The sequence below is a fragment of the uncultured Intestinibacter sp. genome, from assembly GCF_902468165.1.
Taxonomy (GTDB): Bacteria; Bacillota; Clostridia; order Peptostreptococcales; family Peptostreptococcaceae; genus Intestinibacter.
Genome location: NZ_CABQXJ010000007.1, coordinates 1 through 13084, shown reverse-complemented (window position 1 = coordinate 13084; position 13084 = coordinate 1). Strand labels below are relative to the sequence as shown.

The following is a 13084-nucleotide window of genomic DNA, read 5'->3' as shown; positions in this document are numbered from 1 at the left end:
AGAAATGATATATGTTTAAACTAAAACTTGTTATATAAAAGTTTTAGTGCAAGGGTGGTTATTAACTAAAAATAAAATATAAATGGGGACTCTTTATGAAAAAAATAAATAATAAAATAAAATCGTTTTGGGGAATAAGCGAAGTAGGATTTTCATTTATGAGTACAGTTGAGACAACATTCTTTGTAATATTCTTAACAGATGTAGCTCAATTACCATTAGCGTTAGTTGCAGCGATAACATCTGTAGCAGGGATAGCAGATGCTATAACTGCTATGTTAGCAGGAGTAATAATAGATAAGGTTAATTTTAAACATGGGAAATACAGACCTTGGCTTATATATTTGCCACCGTTTGTAGTAGCATTTTTCGTATTGATGTTTACTAAGATTGGTTCTGACCCAGTGGCAGCATTGCTTTGTGGTTTGGGATATGTTTTAAGTCATGCAATTTGGAATATATGTTGGACAGCAAACAGAACTTTAGTTGGTGAACTTACTGATGATCCAGAAGAAAGAGCATTCCTTTCTGGTAGAATATCTGCTGGTTCAAGCGCAGGTAAAATACTTGCATCATATTTTGTACCAGTGTTAAATCTATTCTTCTTAGGAATATTTGCAAGCTCAACAGGTGTTATTGGTTATACAATGACAGCTTTGATAGCATCAGTTACTTTCACAGTCTGTTATTTAATACACTTTGCTATTACTAAAGGTTATGATGAACCAAAAGAAGTATTAGACGAAAATGCAAAACATGCAAAATCAATTTCATTTAAAGACATGGGTAAAAGCATTGTATCAAATCCACAATTATTATTAGTTTTAATTTTCGACTTCTTAAAACTAATTGGATATTACACTTTGATGGCGACTGTTGCATATTATGCGAAAGTTGTTTTACAAGATGAATCAGCAATGTCAATTATATTAGTAGTATTTAATGTAGGTGCATTAGTAGGTTCACTTATATCAAAAAATGTGGTTGCAAAACTTGGAAGCAAGATGACAAATATCGTCGGTGTTTTAGGATTTGCAGTATGCCTAGTAGTTATATATGTTATGCCAGCAAATATGATGATAGTAACAGTACTTTTAGGTATAGCACAAATATTCTTTGGTATATCTTATGGAAATACAACAAGTTTATATTCAAATTGCGGAACATATAGCGAATATAAAACAGGTAAAAATACTAAAGCAGTTATAATGTCTTTTAGCTCTTTGGCTATAAAAATATCAATAGCAGTTAGAGGTATTGTTATAACAAGTGTTTTATCAGCAGTTGGATACCATGCAGATGCAGCAATTACAAGTTCTACAGTCAGTGGAATAAAAATATTATGCCTTGTAGTTCCAATAATATTCTTAGTAGTATCAATAATTCCATTACTAGGATATAAGATTAAAGACAGTGATATAGCTATAATGGAAAAAGAATTACAAGAAAGAGAAAGCGCAAATTAAATATAAATAAAGATATATACAATATTTGAAGATAAAGAAGATTGAATAAAATTGAGGTAAATAAAATAAGTTTATAAATTGGGAGGAAAAAAGATGAGCGACTATTCTTTTAAAATCGAGGAAATACAAAATCCAACAATAGATCCAGCTGTTCCAAATCCATATGGAGCAAAATCATTTGAAACAATAAAATATCATACACCTATAACACCAAAGGAAAATGTACTTAGATTGTATAAAGGCGAAAAACCACTTTGGATGCCATCATATTATTTCGATATAAACTTTATACAACCATTAGTAATGCCAGATGCAACTGCTAGATGCAATGGTGGTATAGACTGGTTCGGAATCGAGTGGGAATATGAACCAAAAACAAATGCAGCAATGGTCAAACCAGGAACAAGAAGATTAGATGATATAACAAATTGGGAAAGCTTAGTATTCCCAGATTTATCAACTATAGACTGGCAAAAAGATTATGAAGAAAATTATGCAAAAGTAATCGACCCAGACAAAGCAACTATATTTACAATCGTAAACGGATTATTTGAAAGAACAGCAGATTTAACAAGTTTTGAAGATACTTTCTGCTACTTATTAGAAGAGGAAGAAGCATTAGAAGCATTTTATACTAAATTAACAGATTTCCATATAGAATTAATGAAAATTGCAAAAGAAGTATACCATGCTGATATAATCACATTCCATGATGATATGGGAACTCAAAGAAGTTCTTTCTTCTCACCAACTACTTTTGAAGAAGTTATGTTACCACATTATAAGAGAATGAATGATGCAGCTCATGAAATGGGTCTTTATGTAAACTTCCATTCTTGTGGATGTGTTGGAAATCAAATCGAAAACTTTATAGCAGCTGGATTTGATTCTTGGGAAGGTCAAGATGCTTGCAATGATAAGGTTGGAATATTAGAAAAATACGCAGATAAACTAGCTCAAGTAAGTTCTTTCTCACCAGACCCAGATGGAAAATTAAGTGATGAAGAATATGTACAAGCAGTTAAAGATAGAGTTCATGACTATGGTAAAGAAGGAAGATATATAGCTTGGTATCGTGAAAATAATCCAGAACGTAGAGAAAAAGGATATGAAACAATGTACACAGAATCTCGTAAATTCTATTGTGACTAAGCTAATATAAATTAAGACAGAAAAATTAGTATGGATGGAGGATAAAAAATGATTATTATAGGTGAAAAAATCAACGGTTCTATTCCAGTAGTGGCAGAAGCGATAAAAAATAGAGATGCAGAATTTATAAAAAATAGAGCAAAAATACAAGCTGAAAGTGGTGCAACATATATTGACTGCTGTGCATCAGTTCCAGAAGCTGAGGAAGTTGAAACATTAAAATGGATGATAGAACAAATTCAAGAAGTGACAGATTTACCAATAGCAGTAGACAGTCCAAGTGCTGATGTAATATTACAAGCTTATAAATTCTGTAATAAACCAGGAATTATCAATTCTGTTTCAATGGAAGGGGACAAAATAGATAAAATATTCCCAGAAATAGCAGACACAGATTGGCAAGTGATAGCTTTACTTTCAGACGATAAAGGAATACCACAAACAGCAGAAGACAGATTAAGAGTATTTAAAGATATAATGAAAAAAGCAGAAGAGTACAATATAAAACCTGAAAGAATTCATATAGATCCATTAGTTGAAATGTTATGTACATCAGAAGATGGAATTGCTATGAATGTAGAAGTTATAAGCACAATTAGAAAAGAATATCCTACAATCCATATAACTGCAGCTGTAAGTAATATTTCATTTAATCTGCCAGTTAGAAAATTAATAAACCTAGGTTTTACAGTATTAGCAATGAATGCAGGATTAGATAGTGCAATATTAGACCCAACAAACAGAGATATGTTAGGACTTATATACGCAACAGAAGCTCTATTAGGTGAAGATGAGTTTTGTATTGAATATATAGGTGCATATAGAGAAGGCTTGATTGGGTCTAAAAAATAATTAAGTGAATCCTAAACAAACTTTTAACCATATAAATAAGTAAATAAATAAAAGCATTGATAATATAAGCCCACTTATCAATGCTTATTTTTTTATAAAATAAATACAGTTTTAGGGGATGATTTTATGATATATAGCAAAGAACAGATAGATTTATATTTAAAGAAGATGGAATATACAGATGAAATAAAAATAGATTATGATACATTGTGCAAATTACAAATAGCACATTTAACTCATATACCATATGAAAATATAGATGTATTAAACAAAAAGCCGCTATCACTTGAATCACAAGATTTATTCGATAAGATGATTGTTGGGACGAGGGGTGGATATTGTTTTGAGTTAAATGGACTTTATAGTAATTTATTGAAAAGCTTAGGATTTAAGGTTATAAATTTGGCGGGAAGATTTATATATCAAGATGGCAATACTAGAATGAGACTTCACAGAATATTAAAAATCGATATAGATGATAAATCATATATTTCTGATGTAGGGGTTCTTAGCGAATTATCTAGAAAAAGCTTAGAGCTTGAAGTCGGGAAAGTACAAAATGATGGGAAATGTGATTATAAATTTGAAGATAATCCAAAACAAGAAGGTGAATATATTTTATATCAAAGAAAGCCTAATAAAGATTGGAAACAGATATACAGCTTTTCATTAGAACCACAACTAGATATCGATTATATATTACCTTCTTTTTATTGTGAATCACACCCAAATTCACCATTTATAAATTCAATGAAAGTTGCGCGTTATACAGAAGATGAGCATATAAGATTTTTTGATGGAGAACTAATTTTTTATAAAGACGGTCAAGTTATAAAAATAGAAAAAGTTCGAGAAGATAAGATTTATGATGTATTAAAAGAATATTTTAATATAGTGATTGATAATTTTGTAAAAGTATTAGTATAACTATAAATTTATTTTTACTAATGTTTGAATATTTGACAAAGTCAACTAATTTGTATATAATCTAAATTGTTAAATATTGAGAGGTGGTAATGTGAAAAATGAATCATTTGCCGTTTATATATCAATAATAAGAAAGTACTTTGTATCATATTGTACTGAAAAAATTTCTAACTTTGGGGTAACTTATACTCAATTATTTGTTTTAATTTATATAGGCAAAAATAATGAGTGTTCCCCTAAAGAAATTGTAGAATATCTTAAAATAGATGCAGGACAATTAAACCGTATTTTAACAAAATTATTAGAGAAAGATTTAATCAATCAGAGAAAGAATAATAATGATAGACGATTTAATGTTTTGAGTTTAACCGAAAGTGGTAAAAATATAGTCCAAGAGAGCCAGAAACTCTTTTATTCATGGGATACACAAGTTTTATCTGATATTGATGAAAATAGCATACAAGAATTGATGAATTTAATGAAAAAGATTATTTTTAAATTAAATGAAATAGATGGAGGAAAACAAAATGAACAAATTAAAAGATTTTATGAACATATTGACAGGTAGCTTTAATAACTCTGAGCAGTTTGACAAAATGAAGCTAGATAATATAGATTTTCCTTATGCTGAACATGTAAATACGATTTGTAATGACAAAATTATAAATTTACCAGAAGATTTTAAAGGAATTTTTATGGTTGAAGAAAGTTATTATACATCAAATGGAAATACACATGCTTCACCTCACTTATTTTTATTTACACAAGAAGAAAATGGAATTAAATTAACTTCTTATGAAGTACCAAATGGATATGATAAAAATACATTTACTTATAAAGATTTAAAAGAAATAGATTATAATGAGTTAAGAGTATCAGAAAAATTTACCCCAGCATTATATATTGAAAAAGATGGAGTATGGGAAGGTGGTAGCACAAGCATGTTTTCACCTGTCTTGAAATTTACTTTGTTTGAACGATTTTCAGAAGAGTATTTAGAGGTTAGTGAAACTATGGAAGTTAGAGGTAAGAGAACTTTCGGATATGATGAACCAATTATTTATAAGAGGGTTATTTAGATAATAAATATTTAAAGATAGAATATTGATATTATAAGGCAGTTGATTTTATCGTCAACTGTCTTTTTATATAAAATAACACCATCAAAATTGCGTGTTCTAGTTTTAGATGTAAAGAATATATAGATATATTTATGGGGAATTATGATTGAAATTTAGCCATTGCACAGCAATGTTAACTTGCATTGCTTGATGAAATTGGCGAGTTTTTATAAGATAAAAGTATAAATTAAAAATTTAGGAGGCTCTATATGTTAAATGAAAATTTAAAACAACTTAGAAAAAGTAAGGGGCTATCTCAAGAGGAATTAGCAATAAGATTAAATGTAGTTAGACAGACTATTTCGAAGTGGGAAAAGGGCATATCAGTTCCAGATGCAGATATGCTAATAAAAATCTCTGAGATTTTTGAAGTGAGTGTAAGTGAGTTATTGGGTGCAAAAATAGAAGAAAAAAATGAGCAAGATGTAAATGCTGTGGCTGATCAACTGATGAGGATTAATGAACAATTGGCTATAAAAAATAGACGTTCACATCGAATTTGGAAAACTGTTGGAATTATACTTTTAATCTTTGTACTTTTTAATGTTGGGTTAGTAGTATTAAATTATGCTGCTTTTGAAAGTTATGAAAATAATACAAGCGTACAAGTAGAAAATGTAGGGGAATAAAAAAATGAGGTATGGATACAAACTATACCTCATTTTTTTATGATATAAAAGTATAATTTAGTGCTACAATTAAAAAAAGTAAAAGTTAGAAAGGGGATAGAATAGTGGAACAAACATATGATTTGACACAGGGGAATATAAAAAGACAGTTGATATATCTTTCTATACCACTTTTGATAGGAAGTATATTTCAACAATTTTATAATACAATAGATAGCATAATTGTTGGGACTTATGTAGGGCATGATGCTTTTGCAGCAATTGGGATTTCAGGCACTGTTATGAATTTATTTATATTTATAATAATAGGATGTTGCACAGGACTATCAATTATAACGGCACAATTATATGGTGAAAAAAATTACGATAAAATGAGAAATGAGATATTTTTATCTTCAATTTTAGGCATAGCTGTAACTATTATAATAAGTATTTTGGGAATTTTATTTATGCCTATTATATTAAATATTATCCAAACTCCAGTAGAATTAACAGGATATGTAACTCAGTATATGAATGTAATATTAGGAGGACTTATAACAACTTTTCTTTATAATTTTTTATCCTCAATTTTAAGATCAGTCGGAAATACAAGAATGTCACTAATATTTTTAGTAATTTCAATTTTTCTAAATGTAATACTAGATTTACTGTTAATAAAACAATTTTCAATGGGAATAATGGGAGCGGCTTTGGCAACTGTAATATCTCAAGCTGTTTCAGCATTATTGTGTTATTTTTATATAATTTACAAGATTCCATTTTTAAAAGTTAAAAAGATTGATATGAAGTATAATTCAGGTTTGATAAGATTGACTTGCCAATATTCGTTTGTATCGGCATTACATCAATCATCACTTTATATAGGAAAACTTCTTGTCCAAGGTGCAGTTAATTCACTCGGTGTTGATGCAATTTCTGCATATACAGCAACAGGTAGAATTGAGGATGTAATCTTAGCATTTGGAAATAGTGGCTCTGAGGCAACTTCAATATTTATTGCACAAAATACAGGAGCAAAAAATCAAAAGAGAGTATTAGAAGGATTTAAAGATGCATTAGTATTAATACAATTAGTTTGTATAGGATTGATTTTATTTATATTCTTCCGTTCAGATATTTTGCTTAATTTCTTTTCATTTGATGAGGGAAAGACTGTATTAAATTATGGAGTACAATATTTTAAAATTATATCATTTTTCTATATAATTAGTTTGGTCGGAAGTATATTTGTTGGATTTTATAGGGGAACAGGGCTTGTAAATATACCTGTCATAGGAACTACATTACAAATAAGCATAAGAGTAATACTTTCTTATTTATTAGTCAAATTTATGGGTATTGGTGGAGTAGCTCTTGCTACAGGAATAGGATGGATAGGAATAGTTACATTCCAAATATCAGTATTTGTAATAAAGAAATATTATAAAGTTAAAGAAGAGGAGGAGTAACTATAAAATAATAATATATCATAAAAGATATATGTAATATCTATTTTGAATTAAAATATGAAAAAAGGATTGATGCATAAAATACACCAATCCTTAAGAAAATTAAATGAAAAGTGAGTATATCAAAATATAAATTAAATAAATTTAAAATATATTTTTACACTATTTTTATTGGGTAAGTAAATTTATTTAGCGTGTTCAGCTAATTCTTTTTTGATAACTTCAGCCATTCTCTTAATACCTTCAACTATCTTGTCTTCAGGCATATTAGAATAATTTAATCTACAAGTATTATAAACACCGCCATTAGGGTAGAAAGATTCACCAGGAACGTAAGCTACATCTTTTTCTAAACATTTTTTAGCCATTTCTCCTGCATTGATTCCTTCTGGTAGTATAACCCATGTAAATAATCCTCCTTGAGGGTGTGTAAATTCAACAGAGTCTGGGAATTCTTCTTCCATAGCTTTCATCATAACATCTCTACGTTTTGCATAGCATGCTTTAATTTTTTCAACGTGTGCATCTAAATCAAACATATCCATAAATTTGTTAACTTCCATTTGAGATATTGTAGAAGCTTGAAGGTCAGCACCTTGTTTACAAATATTGAATTTATTTAATATTTCTGGAGCTGCACAAGTCCAACCAAGTCTGTATCCTGGGCAGAATATCTTAGAGAATGTTCCTAAGAAAATAACTAAGCCTTTAGTATCTAAAGATTTTAATGAAGGTAAGAATTCGCCGTCGAATCTTAATTCTCCATAAGGATTATCTTCAATTACAGGTATTTCATATTTATTTATTATTTCCATGAATTTCAATCTTCTTTCCATTGGCCAAGTTCTACCAGATGGATTTTGGAAATCAGGGATAACATATATCATTTTAACTCTATCAGTAGTAGCAAGAACTTTTTCTAATTCTTCCATGATCATACCGTCATTATCAGTAGGTATTTCTATAAATTTAGGTTGATAAGCTTTCATTGCATTTAAAGCACCCATATATGAAGGGCTTTCGCATAGTATAACGTCGCCTTCATCTATAAATACTTTACCAGAAAAGTCTAGACCTTGTTGAGATCCACTAGTTATTAATATGTCATCAGCAGTAACATTAGTTTTTAATTTAGTATTCATTCTTTGTGCAATTTTTTCTCTAAGTGGAGCATATCCTTCAGTAGTAGTATATTGAAGAGCAACTTGACCTTGTTCTTCTAATACAGCAACAGAAACTTTTTTCATTTCTTCAACTGGGAATAATTCTGGAGCAGGCATTCCTCCAGCAAATGATATAACTTCTGGTCTTTGAGTAAGTTTTAAAAGTTCACGAATTGCAGAACCTTCTAGATTATCTAATCTTTTTGCAAATTTTACAGCCATAAAAAGCACCCCCTATTAGTTTTTAAATAAAGCTTTATAAGTACGACTGATTTATTAATTAAGAATAAAGATTTCATTACATAAAATAAAAATAATATATTACTTATAATAATTATACATAATAATTGGAATAATCAGGCAATAAGGAAAATTTATAGAATGGAATAAAAAATATTTATGATTAAAGAGATTCTACAATGATAAAAGGATAAAGTTTAGTAATTTCAACAGTTTCAAAAAAATAAACATCTATAAAATTAAAAAAATATAAAAAATATAACTTAGATAAGATATTTTTGCGATATAAAGGACAAACTTAAAATTTATTAATTATTTTTGAATATGAAACAAACTTTATTAATAAAAAAAATTGAAAAACTAAAATTGCTTTTTAAAATAAACGTAATAAAAAATATTTATACCTATGGATAAAATTTACATATTAGCTGTTTTTCAAAAACTATATATATAATTTAAGTATAAGAATTGTTCTAGTTTTTATTTAAATTTATTTAGTAGAATTAAAAAATATATAGTGAAATTTAACAAAAGATTTAAGAATAGGAATTATTGTATTAAATACATAACAATTTGATGAATGCCATAGAACAAAAGGCTATATTAGTATCTAAAAGATAGGTGATAAAAATGATAAAAGATGATAAAAGAGTAAGACTATTTATTGGACATTATGGCAGTGGAAAAAGTGAAGTATCAATAAATTATGTTACAAAATTAAGAAAGATAGTAGATGGAAAAATAGCATTTGCAGATTTGGATATAGTAAACGTATATTTTAGAACTAGAGAAAAGAAAGAACAGCTTAGAGCTATGGGCATAAATCCAATTGATAGTTCTATAGAAACAGATACATTAGATTTGCCAGCAGTATCAGCACAAGTAATGACACCTTTACATGAAAAGGATGTAGATTATGTAATAGACGTTGGCGGAGATAATGTTGGGACAAGAGTTGTAGGAAGATTTGCAGAACATTTTGTAGAAGGTGAATACGATATGTTCTGTGTAGTAAATGCAAATAGAGAGCAAACTCAAACTGCAGAGGATGTCATAAAGTTTATAAAATCTATGGAGGAAACTTCAAAATTAAAAGTAACTGGTTTAATAAACAATACACATTTAATAAGACAAACTACTGTAGAAGATGTTTTAAGAGGTCAAAAATTAGCTAGAGAGGTTTCAGATTTAACTAATATCCCGATAAAATATGTTTCATGTTTAAGAAGTCTAGTAGATTCACTACCAGATAACTTAGAAGGGGATATATTACCAATAGATTTATATCTGAGAGAAGAATGGATGTAGTGTGAGTTTTATAAAACACAATGTTAAGGGGGGCTATAAAATGGCTAAAGGTAAAGTGACTTTTGATGTAGAACGTTGTAAGAGTTGTGGATTATGTGTTGAAGCATGTCCAAAAGGAATATTAGCAATAGATACAGATTATATTAACCAAAAGGGATATAATCCAGCTAAAGTAGTTGATGAAGAAAAATGTGTTGGATGTGCAAGTTGTGCACTTATGTGTCCAGACGTTGTTATAACTGTTGAAAGAGATTAATTATTTCGAATTAGGGGGGAATCAATAATGGCTAAAATACTTATGAAAGGTAATGAAGCATTTGGTAAAGCAGCTATAGAAGCTGGATGCCGTTACTTCTTTGGATATCCAATAACTCCACAAAGTGAGTTACCAGAATACTTATCAAGAGAACTTCCAAAAGTAGGAGGAGCTTTTATTCAAGCAGAATCAGAATTAGCAGCTATAAATATGGTTTACGGTGCAGGTGGTTCTGGTGTTAGAGCTATGACATCTTCATCTTCTCCAGGGGTTGCATTAAAACAAGAAGGAATTGCTTACTGTGCAGGTGCTGAAGTACCTTGCGTAGTTTTAAATATAATGAGAGGTGGTCCTGGACTAGGAACAATACAACCTTCTCAATCAGATTATTATATGAGTACTAAAGGTGGAGGAAATGGTGATTATAGAACTCCAGTATTTGCTCCATCATCAGTTCAAGAAGCAGTTGATATGATCATAGAAGCATTTGACGTAGCTGACCAATACAGAACTCCTGTTATGGTAGTTGCAGATGGTATGATCGGTCAAATGATGGAACCAGTTGACTTTGATAAAGAACGTAAACATAGAGACTTGGCTCCAAAAGATTGGGCTGCATGTGGACATCAAAATAAGAGAAAACCTAATATAATAAATTCTCTTTATTTACAATCAGAAGAACTAGAAAAACATAATGAACATCTAGAAAGAAAATATAAAGCTATTGAAGAAAATGAAGTTCAATATGAAATGTACAAAACTGAAGATGCAGAATTGGTATTTGTAGCATATGGAACAGTTTCAAGAATAGTTAAAACAACTATAGAATCAATGAGAAAAGAAGGATATAAAGTAGGATTAATAAGACCTAAAACTTTATGGCCATATCCAAATGAAGCATTCAAACAAATACCAAACGCTAAGAACTTATTAGTAGTAGAAATGAGTTTAGGTCAAATGATAGATGATGTTAAATTAGCATGTGAATGCAAATTACCAGTTCACTTCTATGGAAGAAGTGGTGGTATGATACCAGTGCCAAGTGATATAGCTGAAAAAGCTAAAGAAATAATGGGAGAAGTCGCTTTAGGAGGTGCTAAATAATGGCTGTAGTATTTAAGAAAACTAACGGTTTAACTGATGCGATAACTCACTACTGTCCAGGATGTACACATGGTATAATCCATAGATTAGTAGCAGAGGTATTAGAAGAAATGGGATTATTAGGAGATGCTATAGGGGTAGTTCCTGTAGGATGTTCAGTATTAGCATATAATTATTTTAATGTAGATACACATGAAGCTGCTCATGGTAGAGCTCCAGCTGTAGCTACTGGTATAAAGAGAACTCATCCAGATAAGTTTGTATTTACTTATCAAGGTGATGGTGATTTATCTTCAATCGGTATGTGTGAAATTGTTCATGCTGCTGCTAGAGGAGAAAAAATAAGTACTATATTCGTTAACAACGGTATATATGGTATGACTGGTGGCCAAATGGCACCAACTACATTAATAGGTCAAAGAGCTACAACAGCTCAAGATGGTAGAGATCCAGAAAGAAATGGATTCCCTATAAGAGTTAGTGAAATGCTTGCGACTTTAACAGGTGCAGTATTTGTAGAAAGGGTAACAGTAGATACTCCTAAAAATGTTAGAAATGCTAAAAAAGCAATAAGAAAAGCTTTTGAAGTTCAACAAGCAGGATTAGGATTTGGTATAGTTGAAGTTTTGTCTACTTGTCCAACTAACTGGGGTCTAGCTCCAAACGATGCACTACAATGGTTAAGAGATAATATGATGAAATACTATATCCCAGGTAATAAAAAAGATATTGATATAGAAGCCGCAAAAGCAGCGAAGGAGGCGAAATAATATGGCAACATCTAGAGTAATTTGTGCAGGATTTGGTGGTCAAGGTGTAATGTCTATGGGACAATTATTAACATATGCAGGAATGCTAGAAGGAAAAGAAGTTGCATGGTTACCTTCTTATGGACCAGAAATGCGTGGTGGTACAGCAAACTGTGCAGTAACAGTATCTGATGAACCTGTTGGTTCCCCAGTTATAGCAAATGATGCAACTTGCGCAGTAATAATGAACCTACCTTCTATGAAATTTGTCAAAGATGTTGTACCAGGTGGACATATATTAGTTAATAGCTCTCTAATAGATACAAAAGTTGATAGAGATGATGTAAAAGTTACTTATATACCAGCTAATGATATAGCAGGTGAAATGGGAATGCCTAAGGTTGCAAATATGATAATGTTAGGTGCATGTCTAAAGGTAACTAATGCAGTTGATATAGAATCAGTATTACATGCTTTCTTGAAAGTATTTGGAGAAAGAAAATCTAAATTTATACCTATAAATAGAGAAGCCTTACAAAAAGGCATGGATGCAGTTAGTTAAAAAAATTTAATATAAAAAATAATATGGCCCAAAAAGGATTGTCTGACAGCTTTATTGCTGTTGGACAATTCTTTTTTGTATGTAAAACAATAAAAATTAGTTAG

The 13084-nt window shown here is 29.9% G+C and carries 14 protein-coding genes; 13 read left to right on the top strand and 1 reads right to left on the bottom strand.

Annotated elements, in window-relative coordinates; genetic code table 11:
* The first annotated feature begins 95 nt into the window (after window positions 1-95).
* The 8 genes from RDX53_RS02405 (at window position 96) to RDX53_RS02370 (ending at window position 7598) form a co-directional block, all read left to right on the top strand.
* Window positions 96-1466, top strand: a complete 1371-nt coding sequence (locus RDX53_RS02405; RefSeq protein WP_307993659.1) for an MFS transporter — start codon at window positions 96-98, stop codon at window positions 1464-1466.
* Window positions 1467-1559: 93 nt separating this feature from the next.
* Window positions 1560-2618, top strand: coding sequence for a uroporphyrinogen decarboxylase family protein (locus RDX53_RS02400; RefSeq protein ID WP_195929923.1), 1059 nt, complete (start codon window positions 1560-1562; stop codon window positions 2616-2618).
* Between the two features lie 48 nt (window positions 2619-2666).
* Entirely contained in the window at window positions 2667-3470 is an 804-nt protein-coding gene (locus RDX53_RS02395) for a methyltetrahydrofolate cobalamin methyltransferase (protein WP_307993658.1), read from the top strand.
* A gap of 126 nt (window positions 3471-3596) precedes the next feature.
* Window positions 3597-4397 (top strand): arylamine N-acetyltransferase, encoded by an 801-nt coding sequence (locus RDX53_RS02390; RefSeq protein ID WP_307993657.1) that lies wholly within the window; start codon window positions 3597-3599, stop codon window positions 4395-4397.
* Window positions 4398-4488: 91 nt separating this feature from the next.
* Window positions 4489-4965, top strand: coding sequence for a bilirubin utilization transcriptional regulator BilQ (bilQ, locus tag RDX53_RS02385; protein WP_022071248.1), 477 nt, complete (start codon window positions 4489-4491; stop codon window positions 4963-4965).
* Window positions 4925-5476, top strand: a complete 552-nt coding sequence (locus tag RDX53_RS02380) for a hypothetical protein (RefSeq protein ID WP_007286297.1) — start codon at window positions 4925-4927, stop codon at window positions 5474-5476. The genes bilQ and RDX53_RS02380 overlap by 41 nt, the downstream gene beginning before the upstream one ends.
* Before the next feature lie 251 nt (window positions 5477-5727).
* On the top strand, window positions 5728-6147 hold the full coding sequence (locus RDX53_RS02375; protein WP_307993656.1) for a helix-turn-helix domain-containing protein: 420 nt from the start codon (window positions 5728-5730) through the stop codon (window positions 6145-6147).
* Window positions 6148-6251: 104 nt separating this feature from the next.
* Complete coding sequence (locus tag RDX53_RS02370) at window positions 6252-7598, top strand: MATE family efflux transporter (RefSeq protein WP_307993655.1); 1347 nt, start codon at window positions 6252-6254, stop codon at window positions 7596-7598.
* 185 nt (window positions 7599-7783) lie between these two features.
* Here the strand turns inward: RDX53_RS02370 and RDX53_RS02365 are convergent, their stop codons facing one another.
* Window positions 7784-8983 (bottom strand): PLP-dependent aminotransferase family protein, encoded by a 1200-nt coding sequence (locus RDX53_RS02365; RefSeq protein ID WP_307993654.1) that lies wholly within the window; start codon window positions 8981-8983, stop codon window positions 7784-7786.
* A gap of 648 nt (window positions 8984-9631) precedes the next feature.
* Between RDX53_RS02365 and RDX53_RS02360 the strand changes: the two genes are divergently transcribed.
* The 5 genes from RDX53_RS02360 to RDX53_RS02340 are packed head-to-tail and all read left to right on the top strand — an operon-like array spanning window position 9632 to window position 12980.
* The gene (locus RDX53_RS02360) at window positions 9632-10309 is read left to right on the top strand and encodes an ATP-binding protein (protein WP_295733260.1); all 678 of its coding nucleotides are present in this window, start codon (window positions 9632-9634) and stop codon (window positions 10307-10309) included.
* 40 nt (window positions 10310-10349) lie between these two features.
* Window positions 10350-10565 carry a 4Fe-4S binding protein gene (locus RDX53_RS02355; protein WP_207743892.1) on the top strand — a complete coding sequence of 72 codons (216 nt, stop codon included), beginning with the start codon at window positions 10350-10352 and terminating at the stop codon, window positions 10563-10565.
* Between the two features lie 27 nt (window positions 10566-10592).
* Window positions 10593-11669: a 3-methyl-2-oxobutanoate dehydrogenase subunit VorB gene (locus tag RDX53_RS02350; RefSeq protein WP_295677177.1), complete on the top strand. Its 1077-nt coding sequence runs from the start codon at window positions 10593-10595 to the stop codon at window positions 11667-11669.
* Window positions 11669-12439 carry a thiamine pyrophosphate-dependent enzyme gene (locus tag RDX53_RS02345; protein WP_195931682.1) on the top strand — a complete coding sequence of 257 codons (771 nt, stop codon included), beginning with the start codon at window positions 11669-11671 and terminating at the stop codon, window positions 12437-12439. Before RDX53_RS02350 ends, RDX53_RS02345 begins: the two co-directional genes overlap by 1 nt.
* Before the next feature lies 1 nt (window position 12440).
* Entirely contained in the window at window positions 12441-12980 is a 540-nt protein-coding gene (locus tag RDX53_RS02340; RefSeq protein WP_195931681.1) for a 2-oxoacid:acceptor oxidoreductase family protein, read from the top strand.
* Window positions 12981-13084 lie beyond the last annotated feature (104 nt).

What these genes read in the sequence shown, in the direction of transcription:
- RDX53_RS02405 (WP_307993659.1), top strand. Translation starts at nt 96, where the DNA reads ATGAAAAAAATAAATAATAAAATAAAATCGTTTTGGGGAATAAGCGAA.
- RDX53_RS02400 (WP_195929923.1), top strand. Translation starts at nt 1,560, where the DNA reads ATGAGCGACTATTCTTTTAAAATCGAGGAAATACAAAATCCAACAATA.
- RDX53_RS02395 (WP_307993658.1), top strand. Translation starts at nt 2,667, where the DNA reads ATGATTATTATAGGTGAAAAAATCAACGGTTCTATTCCAGTAGTGGCA.
- RDX53_RS02390 (WP_307993657.1), top strand. Translation starts at nt 3,597, where the DNA reads ATGATATATAGCAAAGAACAGATAGATTTATATTTAAAGAAGATGGAA.
- RDX53_RS02380 (WP_007286297.1), top strand. Translation starts at nt 4,925, where the DNA reads ATGAACAAATTAAAAGATTTTATGAACATATTGACAGGTAGCTTTAAT.
- RDX53_RS02375 (WP_307993656.1), top strand. Translation starts at nt 5,728, where the DNA reads ATGTTAAATGAAAATTTAAAACAACTTAGAAAAAGTAAGGGGCTATCT.
- RDX53_RS02365 (WP_307993654.1), bottom strand. Translation starts at nt 8,983, where the DNA reads ATGGCTGTAAAATTTGCAAAAAGATTAGATAATCTAGAAGGTTCTGCA.
- RDX53_RS02360 (WP_295733260.1), top strand. Translation starts at nt 9,632, where the DNA reads ATGATAAAAGATGATAAAAGAGTAAGACTATTTATTGGACATTATGGC.
- RDX53_RS02355 (WP_207743892.1), top strand. Translation starts at nt 10,350, where the DNA reads ATGGCTAAAGGTAAAGTGACTTTTGATGTAGAACGTTGTAAGAGTTGT.
- RDX53_RS02350 (WP_295677177.1), top strand. Translation starts at nt 10,593, where the DNA reads ATGGCTAAAATACTTATGAAAGGTAATGAAGCATTTGGTAAAGCAGCT.
- RDX53_RS02345 (WP_195931682.1), top strand. Translation starts at nt 11,669, where the DNA reads ATGGCTGTAGTATTTAAGAAAACTAACGGTTTAACTGATGCGATAACT.
- RDX53_RS02340 (WP_195931681.1), top strand. Translation starts at nt 12,441, where the DNA reads ATGGCAACATCTAGAGTAATTTGTGCAGGATTTGGTGGTCAAGGTGTA.